This window comes from Kineosphaera limosa NBRC 100340 (genome assembly GCF_000298215.1).
Classification (GTDB): domain Bacteria; phylum Actinomycetota; class Actinomycetes; order Actinomycetales; family Dermatophilaceae; genus Kineosphaera; species Kineosphaera limosa.
On record NZ_BAHD01000015.1, the window covers coordinates 95,948 to 116,511 of the forward strand.

At 71.1% G+C, this 20,564-nt stretch carries 19 protein-coding genes and 1 riboswitch; of the genes, 9 read left to right on the forward strand and 10 right to left on the reverse strand.

Annotated features, from left to right (window positions below; all coding sequences use genetic code 11):
* Window positions 1–38 precede the first annotated feature (38 nt).
* From KILIM_RS05125 to KILIM_RS05135, 3 genes are read left to right on the forward strand one after another with little or no spacing between them, the layout of a single operon-like run.
* Complete coding sequence (locus KILIM_RS05125; RefSeq protein ID WP_006591574.1) at window positions 39–401, forward strand: DsrE family protein; 363 nt, start codon at window positions 39–41, stop codon at window positions 399–401.
* A gap of 58 nt (window positions 402–459) precedes the next feature.
* Entirely contained in the window at window positions 460–1,344 is an 885-nt protein-coding gene (locus KILIM_RS05130) for an AraC family transcriptional regulator (protein ID WP_040562264.1), read from the forward strand.
* On the forward strand, window positions 1,341–1,760 hold the full coding sequence (locus KILIM_RS05135; protein ID WP_006591576.1) for a VOC family protein: 420 nt from the start codon (window positions 1,341–1,343) through the stop codon (window positions 1,758–1,760). The genes KILIM_RS05130 and KILIM_RS05135 overlap by 4 nt, the downstream gene beginning before the upstream one ends.
* Window positions 1,761–1,792: 32 nt before the next feature.
* On the opposite strand, the gene KILIM_RS05140 is transcribed toward KILIM_RS05135, so the two are convergent.
* Window positions 1,793–2,107, reverse strand: a complete 315-nt coding sequence (locus KILIM_RS05140) for a DMT family transporter (protein ID WP_006591577.1) — start codon at window positions 2,105–2,107, stop codon at window positions 1,793–1,795.
* Between the two features lie 11 nt (window positions 2,108–2,118).
* Window positions 2,119–2,182: riboswitch (guanidine-III (ykkC-III) riboswitch) on the reverse strand.
* 676 nt (window positions 2,183–2,858) lie between these two features.
* Here KILIM_RS05140 and KILIM_RS05145 point away from each other — a divergent pair.
* Complete coding sequence (locus KILIM_RS05145; protein WP_006591578.1) at window positions 2,859–4,145, forward strand: alpha/beta hydrolase; 1,287 nt, start codon at window positions 2,859–2,861, stop codon at window positions 4,143–4,145.
* Window positions 4,146–4,192: 47 nt separating this feature from the next.
* Here KILIM_RS05145 and KILIM_RS05150 read toward each other — a convergent pair whose 3' ends face one another.
* From KILIM_RS05150 to KILIM_RS05170, 5 genes are all read right to left on the reverse strand, one after another.
* Window positions 4,193–5,080, reverse strand: coding sequence for an alpha/beta hydrolase-fold protein (locus KILIM_RS05150; RefSeq protein WP_006591579.1), 888 nt, complete (start codon window positions 5,078–5,080; stop codon window positions 4,193–4,195).
* 120 nt (window positions 5,081–5,200) lie between these two features.
* Window positions 5,201–5,671: an NUDIX hydrolase gene (locus KILIM_RS05155; protein ID WP_006591580.1), complete on the reverse strand. Its 471-nt coding sequence runs from the start codon at window positions 5,669–5,671 to the stop codon at window positions 5,201–5,203.
* Window positions 5,672–5,715: 44 nt separating this feature from the next.
* Entirely contained in the window at window positions 5,716–7,344 is a 1,629-nt protein-coding gene (locus KILIM_RS05160; RefSeq protein WP_006591581.1) for a thiamine pyrophosphate-binding protein, read from the reverse strand.
* 2 nt (window positions 7,345–7,346) lie between these two features.
* The gene (gene speB / locus KILIM_RS05165) at window positions 7,347–8,387 is read right to left on the reverse strand and encodes an agmatinase (protein WP_006591582.1); all 1,041 of its coding nucleotides are present in this window, start codon (window positions 8,385–8,387) and stop codon (window positions 7,347–7,349) included.
* 39 nt (window positions 8,388–8,426) lie between these two features.
* The gene (locus KILIM_RS05170) at window positions 8,427–8,999 is read right to left on the reverse strand and encodes a helix-turn-helix domain-containing protein (RefSeq protein ID WP_006591583.1); all 573 of its coding nucleotides are present in this window, start codon (window positions 8,997–8,999) and stop codon (window positions 8,427–8,429) included.
* 155 nt (window positions 9,000–9,154) lie between these two features.
* On the opposite strand from KILIM_RS05170, the gene KILIM_RS05175 reads away from it, so the two are divergent.
* Window positions 9,155–10,606, forward strand: a complete 1,452-nt coding sequence (locus KILIM_RS05175) for a sodium:solute symporter family protein (RefSeq protein WP_006591584.1) — start codon at window positions 9,155–9,157, stop codon at window positions 10,604–10,606.
* Window positions 10,607–10,670: 64 nt separating this feature from the next.
* Here KILIM_RS05175 and KILIM_RS05180 read toward each other — a convergent pair whose 3' ends face one another.
* Both KILIM_RS05180 and KILIM_RS05185 read right to left on the reverse strand, forming a co-directional pair.
* Window positions 10,671–11,219: a P-loop NTPase family protein gene (locus KILIM_RS05180; protein WP_217997054.1), complete on the reverse strand. Its 549-nt coding sequence runs from the start codon at window positions 11,217–11,219 to the stop codon at window positions 10,671–10,673.
* Window positions 11,220–11,249: 30 nt separating this feature from the next.
* Window positions 11,250–11,720 carry an SRPBCC family protein gene (locus KILIM_RS05185; protein WP_040562265.1) on the reverse strand — a complete coding sequence of 157 codons (471 nt, stop codon included), beginning with the start codon at window positions 11,718–11,720 and terminating at the stop codon, window positions 11,250–11,252.
* A gap of 95 nt (window positions 11,721–11,815) precedes the next feature.
* Here KILIM_RS05185 and KILIM_RS05190 point away from each other — a divergent pair, with 95 nt between their 5' ends.
* The 4 genes from KILIM_RS05190 to KILIM_RS05205 all read left to right on the forward strand — a co-directional run bounded on the left by KILIM_RS05190 (window position 11,816) and on the right by KILIM_RS05205 (window position 17,901).
* Window positions 11,816–12,961 carry a cation:proton antiporter gene (locus KILIM_RS05190; RefSeq protein ID WP_006591587.1) on the forward strand — a complete coding sequence of 382 codons (1,146 nt, stop codon included), beginning with the start codon at window positions 11,816–11,818 and terminating at the stop codon, window positions 12,959–12,961.
* Window positions 12,962–13,171: 210 nt separating this feature from the next.
* On the forward strand, window positions 13,172–17,017 hold the full coding sequence (locus KILIM_RS24460) for a TM0106 family RecB-like putative nuclease (RefSeq protein ID WP_006591588.1): 3,846 nt from the start codon (window positions 13,172–13,174) through the stop codon (window positions 17,015–17,017).
* 33 nt (window positions 17,018–17,050) lie between these two features.
* On the forward strand, window positions 17,051–17,380 hold the full coding sequence (locus KILIM_RS05200) for an ArsR/SmtB family transcription factor (RefSeq protein ID WP_040562313.1): 330 nt from the start codon (window positions 17,051–17,053) through the stop codon (window positions 17,378–17,380).
* A complete protein-coding gene (locus tag KILIM_RS05205) occupies window positions 17,377–17,901 on the forward strand; it encodes an SRPBCC domain-containing protein (protein ID WP_006591590.1) in 525 nt (174 codons plus the stop codon). The genes KILIM_RS05200 and KILIM_RS05205 overlap by 4 nt, the downstream gene beginning before the upstream one ends.
* A 31-nt stretch (window positions 17,902–17,932) precedes the next feature.
* Here the strand turns inward: KILIM_RS05205 and KILIM_RS05210 are convergent, their stop codons facing one another.
* Window positions 17,933–18,523 (reverse strand): TetR/AcrR family transcriptional regulator, encoded by a 591-nt coding sequence (locus KILIM_RS05210; RefSeq protein WP_006591591.1) that lies wholly within the window; start codon window positions 18,521–18,523, stop codon window positions 17,933–17,935.
* A gap of 29 nt (window positions 18,524–18,552) precedes the next feature.
* On the reverse strand, window positions 18,553–20,229 hold the full coding sequence (locus KILIM_RS05215) for an MFS transporter (protein WP_255247610.1): 1,677 nt from the start codon (window positions 20,227–20,229) through the stop codon (window positions 18,553–18,555).
* Window positions 20,230–20,564 lie beyond the last annotated feature (335 nt).

Genomic DNA, 20,564 nt, shown 5'->3' on the forward strand with positions numbered 1-20,564 from the left:
ATGTTGGCATAGTAGCCAGGCGTGACCCGGAGGTCATCATGGGCAAGGCAGCGATCAGCCTGACGACAGGACTCGAGGACAGCGAGCGCGTCACCGTCGCTCTGCTCGTCGCCGTCGGGGCGGCGGAGTCGGGGCGCCCGACATTGGTGTTCCTCACCAAGGAGGCCGTGCGGCTGGCCGTCGCCGGTTTCGCCCGCGCGGTCGCCTGCGACGGCTGCCCGCCGCTAGACGCGCTCATGTCGCGCTACGCCGCGGCCGGCGGCACCTTCATCGTCTGCGGCGTCTGCGTCGACGCCAAGGGTCTGGACCCCGAGTCCTTCGTCGACAACGCGCGCAAGGGCGGCACGGTGCAACTGTGGGAGTGGATCGGCGACGAGGGCGCCACGACCTTCAGCTACTGAGCCACCGGACGGCGTTCGTGGGGCGGCGAACACGGGCGCCGCTGGGCACACTGACAAGGTGAGCGAGCCGCGGCAGGAGTTCGTGGTCGGCGACGCGACCCGGCTGCCGGGCGGGGTGCGCCTCGTCGGCTACGCCTCGAGCGGGCAGACGCAGGGAGTGCACCTCGGGGTGCCGAGCGCGACGCTCACCGTCATCCTCAGCCTCGACGGGCCCGTGAGGGTCGCTGACACCGCGGAAGAGCTGAGCGCGGGACGGGCCCTCGGCCTCGACGTGCTCGTCGCCGGGCTGCAGGAGCAGGCGACCCATGTCGTGCGGCCCAGCCACGAGGCGGGCGTGCAGATCGCGCTCGACCCCCTCGCCGCCCGCGCCCTCTTCGGCGTGCCCGCGGGGCAGATCTCGGCGTCGATGACGCAGGCGTTCGATCCCGGCGCCTGGGGCGGCCGGCTGTGGCAGCGCGTCGGGGAGACGCCCACGTGGGAGGGGAGATTCGACGCGATCACCGAGGCGTTCGAAGGGCGCCTGGCCCGCGCCGACCGGGCGGTCGGAGTCGCCCGTGGCGGGCCGCGCCGGGAGATCGCGGGCGCGTGGCGGCTACTCACGGCCCGGCGCGGCGCGATCAGCATGGACACGCTCGCGGCGCACGCGGCCCTGTCACCCCGCCAGTTCCGCGACGCGTTCCGCGCCGAGTTCGGCGTGGGCCCCAAGGCCGCCGCCCGACTCCTGCGCTTCGAACACGCGACGACCCGGCTCGCCGCCGCCGTCCGAGCCCGCCGCACCCCCAGCCTGGCCGGAGTCGCCGCCGACTGCGGCTACGCCGACCAATCACACCTCTCCCGTGAGTTCCGCGGCTTCCTCGGAGTGCCACCCAGCGTGTGGCTCGAGCAGGAGCGCCGAAACATCCAAGTCGGCGGCCACCTCTCTCGCGAAGACTGGACCTCATGAACAGCACCCAGCCCAGCCACACCCGCGTCTACCCGGCCTTCCAGGCCCACGACCCTCAAGCGCTCTTGACCTTCCTCGTCGACGCGCTCGGCTTCGTCGAGAACGTCGCCTACCGCGATGGGGAGGGAGAGGGAGCGGAGATCGTGCACGCCCAGCTCGACTGGCCGGGCGGCGGAGGCATCATGTTCGGCTCGTACAAGCCGGACAACCCGTGGTGCCGCGAGCCCGGCACAGCCGGCGTCTACCTCGTCACCGACGATCTCGACACCGTCTACGCCCGGGCGCAGGCCGCCGGCGCCGACATCATCCGCCCGCTGGAGGACACGGACTACGGCTCCCGCGAATTCGGCCTCCGCGACCCCGAGGGCAACCTCTGGTCCATCGGCACCTACGCCGGCGAACCCCACCAAGCCTGACCCGCACCACCAGCCTGGGAGCGCCGGGCTCGTCAGTGGGTCAGCTTGAGGCCGATGACGCAGCCGACGATCCCGAGAATGAGCAGCACCTTGAGCAGCGAGGCCGGCTCGTCGCCGACGGCCATGGAGAAGGCGACCGTCAGGCTCGCGCCGATCCCGACCCACACGGCGTAGGCCGTGCCGGTGGGCAGCGTGCGCATCGCGTAGGCCAGGCCGGCCATCGACGCGGCGAGCGCGACGCCGAAGACGACGGTCGGGGTGAGGCGAGTGAAACCCTCCGACCGGCCGAGCGACACGGCCCAGACGGCCTCGAGTACGCCGCTGATGACAAGAACGATCCACGCCATGGTGACTCCCAAGGTCGCCGTCTTGTCGCTGACCGGGTACGGCGCCGCTCGTCCGGGAGCCCGACGGGGCTCTGGCCCAAGCCTCCCACCGCATCCGGGCCGCGCCCAAACCCCCGCCGACATGCACAGTTCCCGGCGACATGCAGAGCGATTTCTCGCAAGTTCGCCCGAAAGTATGACTCTCGGGAAATGTGGGCGGGGGTGGGCTCAGCGGCTCTGCGAGGTGGTCGTATAGGGACCATGGACAGCGCACGTGCGTCGGAGCACCTGCGGCTGACCCCGGTTCGGAGGTAACGACAATGCACCGTCGCCCACGCCTGCTCGGCGCAGCCATCGCGGTCGCGCTCGCCTGCACCGCCGCGCCGCTGGCCCCGACCGGGGCCTGGGCGCACAGCCAGGCGGCCGCCGGGACAACGCTCTCGTCCGCCGATCCCACACCATCCCCCTCGCCGACCACGCCCCAGGCCGAACCAGAACCCGGGCCGCGTGCCCCGGGCAACCGGCCGATCCCGGCTCCGAAGGTGACCGGCGACCATCTGGTGGCCGTCAGCGACTTCGACCTGGGCAACCTCGACCTGCCGGGCGGCTATCGCGCCCCGGTCCGCGGCGTGCTGGCGCTGCCCAAGCCGGGCATGGTCCGCGGCAAGGTGCCGCTCGTGCTGATCGGGCACCTGCGTAGCCCCGCGTGCTCCAACGACGCCGAGGAGTTCCCCTGCCCCGCGGGGCGACCTCGCGACGCTACGACCGCGGCATGCAGTGGCTGGCAGACCAGCTGGCCCGGCGCGGCTACGCAGTCCTGGTGCCCGACCTCGCCCCCGTCTACATCCCGGCCAGTACGTCAAAGCCGTATAGCCAGGAGGCCGCGGTGCAGGCGGTCTTCGAGCGCATGATGACCGCGATCACGGCCGGCGGCGGTGCCCTAGGGGTCGACGCCAAGGCCGTCGACGCGAGCCGACCGGCGCTCATCGCCCACTCCCGGTCTGGGCTCGTCGGCGACCGGATGGCCCGCGCGTGGGCCGGGGGCACCCACCCGATCTCCACGATTCTGGCCTACGGACCGACCTACGACCTGGCCCGCAGCAGCCCGTCGGGCCGCTGGGGCCCACCGCATCCCGACGTGCCGTACCTGTCGATCATGGGCGACCACGACCAAGACACCGGCACCGACAGCGCGGAGTTCCTCGCCTACTGGATCACCGCACCGCGGCGCAGCGCCGCCATGGTGCTGACCGTTCCCGGCTACGGGCACAACTACCTGAACCGGGCGCTCAGCGCGGCCAAGATCGACGACCGCACCGACTGCGAACGCGGCTGTCCCACGGCCGCGGAGCACGAGCGCATGTTCGGCGAGGTCGCCGGCTCATGGCTCGACACGACGGTGCGGGGCCGCGCCTCCGCCTGGCCGATCCGCGCAGATCAGGCGTTGCCGAGCCGGATCCTGGGGCTGCCGGGCCGCTTCCTGGCGGTCAGCAACGCTCCCGGCCGGGTGAGCCTGCTCGCCGGCAGCCGCGCCGAACGACCGGTCGTCAGCCGCGGCGTCACCTCCACGGTGTGCAATTTCCGCCCGCCGATGCAGCCCAGCGACGTCGGGTCGGGCTACTGCCCCGAGGCCGACCTCGGGACCGTGATGACCTACGAGATGCCGTTGCGCCGGCTGGAGTTCAAGCGGTCGGGCACCGCGCGGTGGGCCGTCCCCGCAGCAGCCGCCAACGCTGACAGCGTGCGCCTGCAGATCAGCCCTACGGGGGACCGCGGGAAGACGAACCCCGGCACACCGCTGCGACTCGTCGTGCGCGACACCCGGGGCGCCGCCTTCGCGATGAACCTCAATCCACGCCATCCCGCGCTGGCCAACCGGGCGACGGCGAACACCAACGGCAGCTACCAGGTGGGCACCCTGCAGGTCACGCTCGATCGGGTGCGTGGCTGGCAGCGACCGGGCACACCGCGGCGTCTGGCGTCGGTGCAACTGGAGGCCGGTGCCGGTTCGGCTATCGTCCTGCGCTCGATCGACATCGTCCCGCGCGCGACGCGCTGAGGGCAGGCCGGGGGCGTCGGCGGTCAGGCTCTGCCGGCCCCCAGCCCTCAGGACCGCGGAGTCTGCTTGACGATCCAGTTGAGCTGCTGGGCGAAAACCGGCCGCCAGTAGTCGAAGTCGTGCGCGCCGGCCGTCCAGGAGGTGCTCGCGTGCGGCACGAGGCGGGCCATCGAGCGGTTGACGTCGAGGAGGGAGTCGCCGGTGCCGCACACGATCCGCGTCGGGATGCCGCGCAGCCGGGCGGCCTGGCGGCGAACGGCGCTCTGGGCGTGAGCTTCGACGCCGGACTTGCCGCCCTGCCACACTGCGGCCGACATGGGCGCGACAGCGAAGACCCGCTTGGAGCCCACCCGTTGGGCGATGAGCATGGCACCCGTGCCGCCCATCGAATACCCGCTCAGCGCATAGCGATCGACCGGCAGTCCGCGCGTGCGCAGGGCGTTGACCAGGTCGCCGGTGACCATCCGCCCGGTGTCGACGTTGCCGTGGTTGGTCCAGAAGTGGTCGCCGCCGTCGACCGTGACGATAGCCATGCCGGTGCGCCGCGCCTGCGCCCGCAGATCGAGCCCGTCGAAGGCCTTATCGCCGTAGTCCGACATGCCGTGCAGCACGATCACCGTGCCCTTGGGCACACCCACCGGCACGGCGGCGCGCCAGTGCACCGTGCGGCCCGGCCAGTAGCGGGACGTGAAGCTGCCGTGCTGAGTCTTGCCGCGGAAGGCCTTACGAGCGGTGGCCGCCGTCGGCGCGCTCGCCGAGGCGGCGGCAGCGGTGCTGGTGGCCGCGGTGCTGGTGGCCGCGGTGGTGGTGGCCGCGCTGGCGGCGGAGCGGGTGGGTGCCGGAGCCGCCGAAGCGGGGGTGGCCGACACGAGAGAACCGACGGAGAGGAGCGCCGCGGTGAGGGTGGCCGCGAGGGGGCGCAGAGGCGCTGGCATGGCCGGAATCTTAGGAGAGAGAACCGAACTCGCCGCGCCATTGTTCACACTGTGGCCAGTGCGCGGTCGCTGCGTGGCCCGTCGGTCAACGTGGCAGTCCAGCAGGAGCACCCGCGTCGGTCACTCGCCGGTGCCTTCGATGTCGACGAGACGGTCGAGCAACGGCACCTGCCCTGCGACAAGGCGGCCGCGGGCCACCTCCGACGTCATCCATTCCGCGCGATCGACCTCGCCGAAGCGAATCTGTCGCCCCGAGCCGCGCGGCCACTCCATCTCGACCTGATTGCTGGCCACGAACGCGAGCTCGGGGGCGCAGACGGTGAAGGCGCGCACGACTTTGCCGCCCTTCTGTCGAATCTCGCCGAGGTCGCGCCATGGCCCGGTCGGCGCGGGGCAGCCGATCTCCTCAGCGAATTCGCGCGCTGCCGCGACGCGCTCGTCTTCGCCCGCCTCGACCTCACCCTTGACGATGCTCCAGGCGCGCGCGTCCTTACGCGCCCAGAATGGGCCGCCCATGTGCGCGATGAACACCTCCAACTCGCCGTCCGCGGAACGGCGGAAGGGCAGGAGCCCGGCGCTGCGCATCGTCATTCCGGCATTCTCCCGCCTGACCGCGGCTCTGGCCCCGGCCCCCGTTAAGCGTCGAGGTGGGTGGGCGCGAACATCCGCAGGAGAGTGGGGACGACGACGACGTTCGGGCCGGTGGCGGCGAGCGCGTCGCGCAGGGCCTCCTCGACGTCCTCGGGGGCGACCGTGACGGCCGGGATGCCGAAGGTTGCGGCGAGGGCGGCGAAGTCGGGGCGGGTCAGCTCGGTGTGCGTGGCCGCGCCGAAGGCGTCCTGCATGTATTCGCGCAGGATGCCGTAGCCGCCGTCGTCGACGATGAGCCAGGTCACCGCCGCGTCGTGCTGACGGGCCGTGGCGAGTTCGGCGATCGAGTACATCGCCGATCCGTCTCCGGCTACCGCCAGCACCCGCTCCGGGCGACCTTGGTCACGCAGGCCGAGGGAGCCGCCGATCGCCGCCGGATAGGCGAAGCCCAGCCCGCCGGCGCCTTGCCCGGAGTGGAACTCGCCGCCGCGGGAGTCCCAGCAGCTCCAGGCCCAGTACGCCGCGATCGTCATGTCCCAGAAGGTCTGCATGTCGTCGGGGACGGCGGCGCGGATCCGGTCGAGGAAGGCTCGCTCGTGGCGCAGGTCCTGGGCGTCGAGTCGGGCCTCGACCTGGGCCAGCGTCTGCGCGGCCAGGGCCTGCCCGGCGGAGTTCGGGCGATCCGACGGCAGCAGCGATGCAAGCGCCCGCAAGAACTCCCCGGCGTCGGCGCGAATGCCAAGAACAGTGTGGTTCGAGCCGAGCACGCGCTCGTCCGCGTCGACCTGCACCACCCGGCCTCGCGGAGCCAGCGTGAAGTAGTTCGACGTCACCTGACCCAGGGCCGAGCCGAGCACGAGGAGCACGTCCGCCTCCTCGAGCACGCGCGTGACGTGCCGGTCTTCCACCCACGACTGCAGCGACAGCGGATGCGTCCACGGAAATGCCCCGTGCCCGCCGGGCGAGCACGCGACGGGCGCCCCGAGCGCCTCGGCAACACCGATCAAGGCCGCCTCCGCTCCCGCGCGGCGCACTCCGCCGCCGGCGACGATGGCCACCCGGTCGGCGCCGGTCAGCAGGCGCGCGGCCTCGGCGACGAGCTCCGGGGCTGGCTCAACCGGTCGAGCGACGAGAGCCGGCGTCGACGCCGGCACCTCGACCTCCTCCAGGAGCACGTCTTGCGGCACCTCGACCCACACCGGCCCGGCCGGCGCGGTCACGGCCTGCGCCCATGCGTCGGCGATCGCCGGGGCGATGCTGGAGGCGTCGAACACCGTGCGCTGCCACTTGGTCACCTGCGCAGCCGCCGCGCGCTGCTCGTCGAGCTGATGCAGCATTCCCTTGCGCCGGCCACCGAGGCCGGCTCGCGGGATCTGGCTCGAGACGACGACGATCGGCACGCCCGTCGCGTACGCCTCCTCCAGCCCGGCCAGGGCCGTCAGCGCACCGGGCCCGGTCGAGAGGAAGAGCACGGCCACCTTGCCGGTCGCCCGCGCGAAGCCGTCGGCCGCGAAGGCCGCGTTGTTCTCCACTCGTGACGACACGAAGGACAGCTCCGAACGTGACAGCGCATCGAACAGCCCGAGAGCGTGCTGCCCGGGAATCCCGAAGACCGTGCCGGCGCCCAGCGCGGTGAGCGTCTCGACGACCAGGTCGCCACCGTTGCGCGCCATGCTCAGTCCTTTCCGTACGTCGGGCGGCTGTGGCCATAGACCGGTCCGCCGGGTTCGGAGCCTCCACCGAGCGCGAGCAGGCTGATGAGGTCGTAGACGACGTGAGCTGCGGCAACACCGGTGAGCTCGGCGTGGTCGTAGGCGGGCGCGACCTCGACGACATCGGCACCCACGAGGTTCAGGCCCCGCAGCCCGCGCAGGATCTCCAACAGTTCGCGGCTCGTCATACCGCCCGCCTCCGGGGTTCCGGTGCCCGGCGCGTGGGCCGGGTCGAGCACGTCGATGTCGATCGAGACGTAGAGGGGGCGCTGCCCGACCCGCTCGCGCAGCAGCGCGACGACGGCGTCGACCCCGAGGCGGTAGATGTCGGCGCTCGTGACGATCCCGAAGCCGAAACGCTCGTCGTCGTCGAGATCGGCGGTGCCGTACAGAGGCCCGCGGGTACCGACGTGGCTCAGCGCGTCGGTGTCGAGCAGCCCCTCCTCGAACGCGCGCCGGAAGGGGGTGCCGTGCGTGTACTCCGCGCCGAAGTACGTGTCCCAGGTGTCGAGGTGGGCATCGAAGTGCAGCAGCGCGACGGGCCCGTGCTGGTCGTGGGCGTTGCGCAGCAGCGGCAGGGCGATCGTGTGGTCGCCGCCGATGGCCACAAGCCGCGTGCCCCCCTGGGTCAGAGCAGCGGCGCCCGCGTGCACCGCCTCCATCGCAGCGACGATGTCGAAGGGGTTGGCGACGATATCTCCGGCGTCAGCGACCTGCACCTGCGCGAACGGTGAGACGCCCTGCGCCGGGTTGAACGGACGCAACAGCCGCGAGGATTCGCGCACGTGGTTCGGCCCGAAGCGCGCGCCGGGCCGATACGAGACGCCGGAGTCGAAGGGGATGCCGGCCACGACGACATCCGCGCGCTCGACCTCATCGAGGCGCGGCAGGCGGGCGAACGTGCCCAGCCCGGCCCAGCGCGGGGTCTGCGCGGCGTCGACCGGACCGACGTGGCCACCGTCGACGATCCGCGCCGGCGAGGAGGGGGGTGTGGGGCTGGTCATCTGCACTCCTTTGTGTGTGATGTGGTTGTCGGGGCGACGTCAGCCGGCGAGGGCCCACAGGACGACGGCGGGCTCATCGGCGGGATTGTGCCAGCGGTGCGGAGACTGGCCGGGAAAGGTGAGGGTATCGCCGGCGTGCAACACGTACTCCGTGCCGTCGACCTCGAGCGCGAACTGTCCGGAGATGACGTGCACCGCTTCGAGGTCGGAGTCGACTCCGTAGGGTTCGGCCTCGCTGTGCCCACCGGGCGCCACGGTGGAGCGCAGGATCTGCAGCCGGCGTTCGTGCACCGGCGTGACCAGACGCTCCTCGATGCCGGTGCCGCCGAGGTCGACGGTCGGGGCGTCGGCGAGCCGCATGAGCTGCACGGGCGTGGTGGCGAAGACCTCGGCCACGTCGATGCGCAGCGCCTGGCACAGGAGCAGGAGGTTGGGGATCGAGGGCATCGTCAGGTCGCGTTCGACCCGGCTGATGTAGCCCTTGGAGACGCCGGTTGCCTCGGCGAGTTCTTCGACGGTGAGGCGCTGGTTCTGCCGGGCCAAGCGCAGGCGGATCCCGATGGCGGGCTCGGGGGCACTCTGCTGCACGGGCAGCGACTTGATCGACTTCACGGGCACCTCCTCGTGCGCGGCGGTCGCGGGCAGCCGTCGATCGACGCGGATCGACGGGGGTGGCCCCTTGCGTCGGTGATTACTCTAGTGCAACATTTGTTGCCTCACCACCTCCTCCTGCAGCGTCGCAGGCTCCACCGGGAAGGGCTGTTCGCATGTTGAACGTCTCGATCATCGTCCTGTACCTCGTGGCCATGTTGGCCTTCGGCTGGTGGGGCAAAACTCGCACCTCCACGGCCGCCGACTACCTCGTCGCCGGCCGTCGCCTCGGGCCGGTCTTCTACACCGGCACGATGTCGGCGCTCGTGCTCGGCAGCGCCTCGACCGTGGGCGGCGTCGGGCTGGGGTACGAGTTCGGTCTCGGCGGCATCTGGCTCGTGGTGTCCATCGGGGTCGGCGTCGTATTGCTCAGCCTGCTGTTCGCCGGCCGCATCCAGCGGCTGAAGATCTTCACCGTCACCCAGATGCTCACGCTGCGCTACGGCTTCTCGGCGACGCGAGTCTCCTCGATCGTCATGGCCGTGTACACGCTCATGCTCGTCGTCACCTCGACCTCGGCCTACGCCGCGATCTTCACAGTGCTCTTTGGGGTCGACCGGCTGGTCGGGGTGCTGCTCGGGGGCATCGTCGTGCTCATCTACTCGACCATCGGCGGCATGTGGTCGATCACCCTCACCGACATGGTGCAGTTCGCCCTCATGACGATCGGGATCATCCTGCTCATGCTGCCGTTCTCGCTGGCGCAGGCCGGCGGCTGGGCCGGGCTGCAGGCCCGCCTCGACGCGTCGTACTTCGACTTCGGCTCCCGCGGGGGCGAGTGGGTCATCACGCAGTTCATCATCTTCACGTTCGGCCTGCTCATCGGTCAGGACATCTGGCAGCGGGTGTTCACCGCGCGCTCCGACGAGGTCGCCCGGTGGGGCGGCGTGGCGGCCGGCGTGTACGTCATCATCTACGGCATCGCGGGGGCGCTCGTGGGGATGGCCGCGGCGGCGCTGCTGCCCGGCATCGAGATGCGCGACCAGGTCTTCGTGGCCCTGGCCGACCAGGTGCTACCCGTCGGTATCGGCGGCGTCGTCATGGCGGCCGGTGTCGCAGCGATGATGTCGACCGCCTCCGGTGCGCTCATCGCGTGCGCGACCGTGACGCGCGTCGACATCCTGCCGCTGTTCGGCCGGCGCGCCCCGCGGGACGACGACGCGGCCTCGAACGTCGAGCGGGTGTTCGTCGCGGTGCTGGGTACCGTCGCCATCCTCATCACGGTGTTCGTCGACGATGTCGTCGCGGCCTTGACGATCGCCTACAACATCCTCGTCGGCGGGCTCCTGGTCTCGATCCTCGGCGGCTTGCTGTGGAAGCGCGGTACCGGAGCCGGTGCGGTCGCCTCGATGGTCGTCGGCACCATCGGCGTGCTCGTCGGGATGGTCGCGCACGGTGTTCTGGCGAACGAGCCGATCTACTACGGCCTCATCGGGTCGGCGATCGCCTTCGTCGCAGTCTCCCTGTTCAGCCGCCCCACCGACCCGAAGGTGCAGGAGGCGTGGGAGGCCCGCCTGCACGAGTCACGTACCGCGGATGTGACGGTCGACGAGGCGGAGGCCCGCTGAGCGACAGCTGCCCCGCGGGCGCCCGGTCGAGACACCTGCGATTCGACCGGGCGTTTCGCTCTCTTCAGCCCAGGCTGGCGAGCAGGGCGTCGGCGTCACGGGGCCGGCGCAACAGCACCGTGGGCGGCGCGCTGGGATCGGCGTGCCAGGTGCGCATCCGTGCGCGCTTCGAGGCCCAGGACTTGACGTGCCAGGCCATGATCGAGTCGCGCGATAGCGCCCGCCGCAGCGTCTCGACATTCCCGTTGCACACGAGCTCGCGGGTGAGGATGCGGCCGGCCGTGCGTGCAAGCAAGCGCCTCATCGAGGTGGCACGCGGGTAGTCGAGACCGACGACGACGTCGACGCGCTCGAGCGCGCAGACGTTGTGAAAGCCGTAGACGGAGTCGATGACGTAGGCGGGCTCATCAAGGGCGGGCAACACACGGGCGTCGAGTTCGGCCCGCGGGGGCTGCACCCAGCCCGGCTCCCAACACAGGTCGTCGACAAGAACGAGCGGGAGGTCGAGGCGATCGGCGAGCGCTGCCGCCAGTGTCGACTTGCCCGAACCGGTCGCCCCGAAGCACAGGACGCGCCGCGCGTGACGCACATCGTCGATCCTCCCGGCACTCACGTCGCGACTCTAGGCGAGTGGCCGGACAGGTCAGCTCGCCGTGGGCGCCTCGGCGAGCTGCTTGAGCTGGGTCAGGCCTCGCTCCAGGTCGGGGCCCATGAGCGAGTCCATGCTCTTGACCAGCGAGAACAACCGCATGAACGCGTTGAGTTCGCCGTGCATGACCCAATCGACGCGAGTGCTGTCGTCGACGGGTGTCAGCAGGAACTCGACGGTGTTCTGCGCCTGGAACGGCCGGCTGAACTCCAACGCGACCTCGACTCGGTCGGGCTCGTCACGCAGGATCTGCATCGTGCCCGCCCCGGCCTTCTTGTTGCCCTCCCACGCGTACTTCGACCCCGCGCCTGCGGACTTGCCGGAGTAGGTGCGCTGCAGATCGGGGTCCAGGCCTTCCCACGGGGACCAGTCGACCCAGCGGCGGAAGTCCCTGATGTGCGCCCGGACCGCCTTCGCCGGGGCGTCGATCGTCATCGAGGGGGAGATCGTGTACGGCTTGCCCATACGTCGCATTGTCCGCCATCGGGCTTTTGCTGTTCACACAGACTTCTGGGCGCATAATCGGTGCGCGGTCGATGCCCGGGCGGGAGGTGAGTGGCGTGACGTTCGCCCAGCTCGCCCTCATCTGTCTGGTGGCGATCCTCGGGCCGCTGCTCTCGCTCTCGCGCGGGATCCGGGTGCCGGTCGTCATCGGCGAACTCGCCGTCGGGCTGGCGCTGGGCACCACCGGGCTACGAATGCTCGACCCACACGATCCGACGTTCGCCTTCCTCGCCGACATCGGCTTCGGCCTGGTCATGTTCCTCGCCGGCACGCACGTGCCGATGCGCGATCCGGCGCTGCGTGCCGGCGCGCTGATCGGACTCCTGCGGGCGCTGCTCATCGGCGCGCTCTCCGTGCCGGTCGGGCTCGGGTTGGCGCACCTCTTCGGCACTGGACACGGGCTGCTCTACGCCGTCTTGCTGACCTCCTCGTCGGCCTCGATCGTCATGCCCGCGATGGCCGGGCTGCCGCAGATCGCCCCGGCGATCGTCGCCATGCTGCCGCAGTTGGCCGTCGCCGACGCCGTCTGCATCGTGCTGCTGCCGCTGGCCATCGACCCGGCGAACGCCGCCCGGGCGGCCATCGGCGGCCTGGCCGTCATTGCCGCCGCCCTCCTCGTCTACGTCGTCATGCGATGGGTGGAAGTCACGGGCCGGCGCCGGGCCGTGCATCAGCTCTCGGAGGAACGCGGGCTGGCGCTTGAGCTGCGGGTGTCACTGACGATCCTCTTCGGCCTCGCCGCGCTCGCCACCGCCGGGCACGTCTCGATCATGCTCGCCGGCTTCACGATGGGCCTGGCCTACTCGGCCGTCGGCCCTCCGCGGCGGCTGTCCAACCAGGTCTTCGGGCTCACCGAGGGCTTCTTCGGGCCGATCTTCTTCGTCTGGCTCGGAGCCTCGCTCAACCTGCGTGACCTGGCTGCACACCCCTCCACGATCCTCCTCGGACTGACTTTGGGCGGGGCGGCCGTCGGACTGCACGCCGTGCCCGCGCTGACCGGTCAGCCGTGGCCCGTCGCGGTCGCCACGAGCGCGCAACTCGGGGTGCCGGTCGCGGCGGCGACCCTGGGTACCAACCTGGGCGTGTTGGCGCCGGGGGAGAGCGCGGCCCTGCTGCTCGGCGCCCTCGTGACGATCGCCGCTGTGACCGCCGTGGTCGGGCCGCTGGCGCGAGTGGCCGGGCCTGCGCCCGTCGCGACGTGACTGGGGCGATCCTTCGCGACCTGCCCGGCCCAGCCCAGCGCGACCTGCCAGGGCTCGTCACATCGCGACTGGTCGATGCCGCTCGACTGACGCTCGAAATGAGCGGCGCCCCAGGGCCTCCCGAATGTTGTCGGACGTCGATGACACGATGATCGCGTCGCGCCCGGAGAGGGGGCGGCAGACGATGCAGAGCGGGTCAGGGAGGCGATCGTGAGACGTGTCGAGGGGCGAATCGTGCTCAGCGCCACCGACCTGACCAAGCATGTGGCCTGCCCGCACATCACGACGCTGGACCTGGGCGACCTCGACCCGCAGCCCGCGCTCGACTCGCCGATCCCTGACGCGCCCGACGACGCGCTCGACCTGGTGTTCACCAAGGGGCTCGCGCACGAGCGTGTCTACCTCGAGCGGCTGCGCGGCGAAGGCCGGATCATCGAGCAGATCGACGGCTTCGGTGGGGTGGCGGCCGCCCAGACGTTGGCGGCGATGCGGGCCGGCGCCGATGTCGTCTATCAGGCATGCCTGGCGGACTCCGGCTGGCTCGGGTACGCCGATTTCCTGCTGCGCGTCGACACTCCCGACAACCCCAGCGCGCTGGGGCCGTGGCGCTACGACATTGCCGACACCAAGCTCGCCCGGCGGCTCAACGTCGCGGCCCTGCTGCAGATGGCCACCTACGCGCAGCGGCTGGAGACGTTGCAGGGGGTGGCACCGCAGCGGCTCATCGTCGTCACTGGTGACGGGGTGGAGAACGCCTGGGCGCCAAGGGATGTCGGTGCGTATGCGCGGCGAGTCGCCGCGCGCCTCGAGGCTGCGGTCGCGGATCAGCAGCCGACGGAAGCGGCGCCGAATCCGCACTGCAAGCAGTGCCGCTGGGCGAGTCACTGCGCCGGGGGTTGGGAGCGCGGCGATGACGTCGGCCTCGTCGCCGGCATCCGCCGTGATCACCGGGCGGCACTGCGGGAGGCGGGGGTTGTCACCCTCAGCCAGCTCGCGACGACCGATCCGGCCGACCTCGTGGGGGTGCTGTCGCCCGGGCTCGCCCGCCGCGTTACGCAGCAGGCCCGCCTGCAACTGACCGAGCGCACCACCGGGGAGCCCACCTACGAGCTGCTCGACCCGCAGCCGCACCTGGGGCTCGGGCTGCTGCCGGCGCCCCACCCGCACGACGTCTACCTCGACTTCGAGGGCAACCCCTGGGGCTCGGGCGGGGAAGGCATCGAATACCTCGCCGGCCTGCTCGACCGCTCCCAACGCTTCTTTACGTGGTGGGCGCACGACCCGGAAGAGGAGAAGGCGCTGGTCGAGGGGCTACTCGACGACCTCGTGGCGCGCCACCGAGCCAACCCGGGCATGCACATCTACCACTACGCGCCGTACGAACGCACTGCGCTGGCGCGGATGACCGCCCGCTACGGCACCCGCGAGGCCGAACTCGACGAGCTGCTGCGCGCGCAGGTGTTCGTCGACCTGTACGCCGTCGTGCGCCAGGGTCTGCGGATCAGCAAGGGCTCGTACTCGATCAAGAAACTCGAGGCGTTCTACTGGCAGCACACCCGCACCGCCGCCGACGGCGAGGTCGCCGACGCGCTCAGCTCCGTCGTCGAATACGAGCGGTGGCTGTCCACCCGAGACCAACAGATCCTCGACGCGATCGCCGAATACAACCGGCAAGACGTGCTCTCGACCCTCGCGCTGCACGACTGGCTGGAGGAGCGGCGCGATGAGCTCGTGCGCGCTGGGCGGGCCGGGCCACGAGCCGGAGGGGAGACCACGGGAGGGGGGACCAGGGGAGGGGAGCCGGCCGAAGGCGCAGCGGTCGCGGGCGCCGACTCCGCCGAGCCCGTGCCGGCCGCCGCGGTGCCGGTCGACGCTGTTCCCGTCGACCCCAAAGCCGCGGAGCGGGCGCGTAGGGAGGCCGAACGCGCGGAGCAGGCGAGCGAGCGGGAGCAGGCGGAGGAGCAACTGGCCGAACGGCTGCGGGACGCGGGCCACCCGCTGGCCGCGGCGTGCGTCGGCTGGCATCGCCGCGAACAGCGGCCAGCCTGGTGGGAGTACTTCCGGTTCGGGCAGCTGACCACCGATGAGCTCGTCGCCGACCCCAAGGCGCTCGCCGACCTCGGCGAGCCGGAGCACGTCGGCAACGTGCTTGACAAGCGTGGGCGGGCCGGCTCCAAGATCTGGCGGTACCCGCTGCCGCCGCAGGACTACTCGGGCCGCCGCGGCGACTCGCTGCCGTGCGTCGACACCCTCGCTGGCCTCGGCACGCTGGTCGCTGTCGATCCCGTCGCGGGGTGGGCGGAGTTCAAGCGCGGCGCCCGGCTCGACCCGCTGCCCGCCCGCGCCGCGGGGGTGCCGGGGCCGATCAACGACCAGACGCTGCGCGACTCCATTCAACGCACCGGCCAGGCGCTGCTCGCGGGAGAAGCGACGATCGGCACCGCCCTACTCGCGCAGACGGTGCCCCCGGCCGAGCAGCTGGTTCGGCGAGCGGGTGAGACAGCCGCCGATGTCGTGCTGCGCGTCGGGCAGAGCCTCGACGGCCAGGTGCTCGCGGTCCAGGGGCCGCCCGGCACCGGCAAGACAACGGCCGCGGCCCGGCTGATCCGCGCGCTGCTCGACAACGGCCTGCGGGTCGGCGTCACCGCCGGCTCGCACTCGGTGATCCTCAATCTGCTGGCGGACGTCGAGCGGCCGGCCTGGCACAAGGTCTCGACGGACCGCGGCGGATCTGGGACTGTGGTGCGGCTCGACGAGGCCGACGGACACGAAAGCGAAGAAGGTGAGGCCGACGGCGACGCGCGCGTTCGCCGCGCCTCGGGTGCCATGTCGACGGTGGGCGCAGCTGGGCCTGGCGCGGCTGGGCCCGGTGCGGCCGTGGATCCGTCCGCGCCGTCCGGGCGCGCCGGGCCCGCCGGTGACGCCGGCCGAGCAGTCCACGAACCCGGCCCCGCCGGTGACGCCGGCCGAGCAGCCTACGAACCCGGTCCCGAAGGGTTGGTGCGCGGCGAACCGGACTCCGCCGCGATCGTCGCGGCGCTTGGCGACGGGCAGATCCGCCTCGTCGGCGGCACCGCCTGGCTGTGGGCGCGCGAAGAGTTCGCCGAGTCCGTCGACGTGCTCGTCATCGACGAGGCGGGACAGTTCTCGCTGGCCAACGCCGTAGCGGTCGCGCCGGCTGCCACCCGCGGGCTCGTGCTGCTCGGCGACCCCCAGCAGCTGACCCAGCCCACCCAGGCGGCCCATCCCGACGGCGGGGGAGTGTCCGCGCTCGAGCACTTACTGACGGTCGACGGCACGCTGCACGACACCGTGCCCCCCGAGCGCGGCATCTTCCTCGATCGCACCTACCGGATGCACCCAGACCTGACTCGGTTCGTCTCCGAACTCTCCTACGAAGAGCGGCTGCTCGGCGCCGACGGCCTCGACCGCCAGCGAATCGCGCTCCCTAAGGCAGGCGCCAGCACGACCAGCGCGCCCGACCAAGCCCTGGCACCCGCTTCGGCCGTCGCGCTCGCCTCCGCCGAGGCCCTCGGCGGATCGGGGCTCGTGTGGATGCCCGTGGAGCATGAGGGCTGCACCACCGACAGCGAGGTCGAGGCGCGGGTCGTCGCCGACCTCTCCCGCTCCCTGCTCACCGGCACCTTTACCGACGCCCGCGGCGAGACCGCGCCGATGACGCCGGCCGATGTCTTGGTCGTCGCCCCCTTCAACGCCCAGGTTGCGCGACTGCGCGACGTGCTGCCGCCGGGAGTGCGGGCGGGGACGGTCGACAAGTTCCAAGGTCGGCAGGCCCCCGTCGTCATCTACTCGATGGCGTCGTCCAGCGCCGAGCTCGCGCCGCGCGGAGTGACCTTTCTCTACGACGTGCACCGTCTCAACGTCGCGATCAGCCGGGCCAAGGCGCTCGTCGTCATCGTCGGCTCCCCGATGCTGCTCGACGCCCCCGTCAGCAACCCCGAACAGCTGCGCGCCGTCAACGCCCTCTGCCGATTCGTCGAGCAAGCCCGCACCGTGCGCGCACCCGAGTCGGCCAAGCTCAGCGCAGGCCATTGACATGTGACCTTTTGGTCACCTATTGTCGTGAGCGTGGACGACGACCTGGTGTTCAAGGCCCTCGCCGACACGACCCGCCGTCGACTTCTCGACGCGCTGTTCGTGCGGGGCGGGCGCACCCTCGGTGAGTTGGAGCAGGTCGTCGCCGAGCACACGCAGATGACGCGGTTCGGGGTATCCAAGCACCTCAAGCTCCTGGAGGAGGCCGGGCTGGTCGTCGCGCGTAAGCAGGGACGGGAGAAGCTGCACTACCTCAACTCGGTCCCCATCCGGTTGATCCACGACCGCTGGATCGACAAGTTCACGCACCACCACGTCACGGCACTGACCGACCTGAAACGAGCGCTGGAGGAAGAACCATGAGCACCACCGATATCCTCACGATGACCGACGGCAGTGAGCGCAACGCCCCCGAGCTGCAGGTGTTCCGGGTGTACATCGAGGCGCCCGCGCAGAAGGTATGGGACGCCATCACGAGCAAGGAGTTCAGCACCAAGTACGGCTACGGCGGCGACGTGTTCTACGACCTGGTCGCGGGCGGCGACTACCGCAGCGACACCACCGCGGAGATGAAGGAGATGGGGATGGGTGACGTCGCGGTGACCGGCAAGGTCATCGAGGCCGACCCGCCGCACCGCCTCGTGCAGACGTGGATCGCCGCCTGGCATCAGGAAGAGACCACCCTGACCTGGGATCTCGTCGAGTACGAGGGCGGGCTCACCGGCCTGACGCTGACCCACGACTGCACCGGCGCGCAGAACACGGCGCGTGACATCGAGGGCACCGGCGACGCAGCCCAGGGTGGCGGCGGCTGGCCGTGGGTGCTCGCCGGCCTCAAGACCTACCTGGAGACCGGTCGGCAGATGGTCGGCTCCGGCGCCTAAGGCCCCCCGGCCGCAGGCCGCCAGCCCGGGACTATGACTGCGGCGCGGTGCGCAGCCGCGCCGCAGTCGCCCGGGCGGCATCCTGCAAGACGGTGTCGAGCATCGAGTCGTCCCGGATGACCAGCCAACTCATCGCCACCCCGAACACCATGCCGAGCAGTTGTTGGGCGATGACCGAGACCGGGGCGTCCCACTCGCCTCCGCTGCGCTCGGCAAGGTCGATGAGCAGACGCTCGACGCTCGACTGGTAGCCGACGTGGGACTCCTCGAGGATCTCGTGCAGGCCGGGATCGCGCGCCGCCATGAGCGTCACCTCCTGCAGCGCGAGCTCGGTCTGCGGGTCGGCCTTGACGCCGTCGGTGTACGCCTTGACGGCCGCCGACAGCACCTCCTCGGGGCTGCCCCCCGAGGCTCCAGCCTGTGCGAAGTAGTTCACCGCGTGCTCGGTGTCGGCCGCGACGACGGCCTGCAGCATCGCCTCCTTGGAGGAGAACGCGTAGTGCACCGACCCGTGCGGCACCCCGGCCTCCTTGGCCACCGCGCGGGTGGTCAGCGTCCAGGCGCCGTCGCGGCGCATGACCTGCAGCGCCGCGTCGGCGAGCTCGGCCCGACGCTGCTGCATCGGTACCTGCTTGCGCCGCGGCCGCCCGGTCATCGGCGCGCGCCGACGCTGCCCACCGCGACCGCGGGCTGGGCGTCCTCGACATCCGCGGGCGTCGCGGTACCGGCAGTCGTCTCGGCACTGGCATTCGCTTCAGTGCCGTCAGTCGTGTCGACAACGGCACTCGTGTCGACGTCGGCGCTCGCAACGGCATCGACGCTCGGCTGTGCAACGTCGGTCGCCGTCGGCGGGAGCTCGTCGCGCGTCCGCAGGAAGCGACCCGCGACGAGGCCCGCGAGGGTCAGCACCACGACGCCGACGGTCATCGTCAGGTCCATGCCGGCGACGAAGGCGTCGGACGCGCTCTGGCGCAGCACGTCTCCGATCCCTGCGGGCAGGCTGTTGGCCAGTTCGTGTGCGGCACCGAGGGTTTGGCGGGCCTGCTCCAGCTGCGCGGGGTTGAGCCCGGGGATGTCGCCCAGGCCGCGGGCGTAGACGGCGAGCCCGATGGTGCCGAGCACCGCGGTGCCCATCGCCCCACCGAACTCGTACCCGGTCTCCGAGATCGCGGAGGCGGCGCCGGCCCGCTCCGGTGGAGCGGCGGTCAGGATGACGTCGTTGGTGAGGGTCTCGGCCAGGCCGACGCCCAGCCCGAGCAGCACGGAGGCGACGGCGAAGGTGGTGATGCCGGTCGCGTCATCCAGTCGCGTCGCCACGGCGAAACCCGCGGCGCTGAGCAGGAGGCCTGTGACGACGATCGCGCGGACCGGAATCCTGCGCGCCAGTACGGGGGAGGCGAGGGCGCCGGCGACCGTCGACACGGCCAGCGGCAGCAGCCACAATCCGGCGAGGGCAGGGTTCATCCCCTGCACGAGCATGAGGTACTGCGGGAGGAAGAACATCGCCCCGACCAGCGCGAACACCGCAAGGACGTTCGTCGTCACCGCCCCGGAGAAGCCGGGTTCGGAGAAGAGCCGCACGTCGATCATCGGGCTGGCCAGACGGCGCTGACGGCGCACGAACAGCCACAGGATCGTCGCTCCGGCCAGCGCGACCACGGCCACGGTCAGGCTGGGCTCCTTGACGGCGGTCTTCAGCGCGTAGACCACGGCGAGCAGGCCCGCGATCGACATCAGCGCCGAGGCCACGTCGAACGCGCCCGGGTTGGGGTCCTTCGACTCGGGGACCAGCAGCGCGCAGGCGATGAGGAAGACGAACATGATCGGGGCGTTGATGAGGAACACCGAGCCCCACCAGAAGTGCTCCAGGAGGAAGCCGCCGAGCACCGGCCCGACCGCTGCGCCGCCGGAGAAGGCCGCCGCCCAGATCGCGATGGCGATCCGCCGCTCCGCGCGCTCGGGGAAGATCGAGCGGAGCAGACCCAGGGTCGAGGGCATGAGGGTGGCGCCACCCAGGCCGAGCAGGGCGCGCGCGGCAATGAGCATCTCCGGGGTTGTTGCGAACGCCGCCATCACCGAGGCGAGCCCGAAGATCGGTGCGCCGATGAGCAGCAGGCGCCGCCGCCCGATCCGGTCGCCGAGGCTGCCCATGAGCACCAGCAGCCCCGCCAGCAGGAACGAGTACAGGTCGATGATCCACAACAACTGTGTGGAAGTCGGGTCCAGATCGGCGCTGAGCGCCGGGATGGCGATGCCGAGGACGGTCATGTCGATGCTGATGAGCAGCACGGGCAGCACGAGCACTGCGAGCGCGGACCAGCGACGCACGGGGGACAACGGGCACCTCGTTCTTCAGGCGCCGGCTTCCGGCGCAGGGGTTGTGATCGCCCCAGTGTGACAAAGTTTGGCCACTTGGCCAAGTTCTCATGTTGGTGAGCCTGATCGTGCACGAGCGTGCGTGCGGCGTGGCTTGTCGTCGCTGCGGCGCACCTGGGGCGGGTGTGATGCAGATCACGGTAGTTGCCGATCGCGCGATGCTCCGAAATCGACTGCGCCGCAGTGGGATTCATGGCCTCTAGATGCAGTTTGAATCCCGTTGTGCCGCAGCTCTATTCATCAATTTGTGGCAGTGCTAATACAAATTATGTTCGATACAGTTGTCG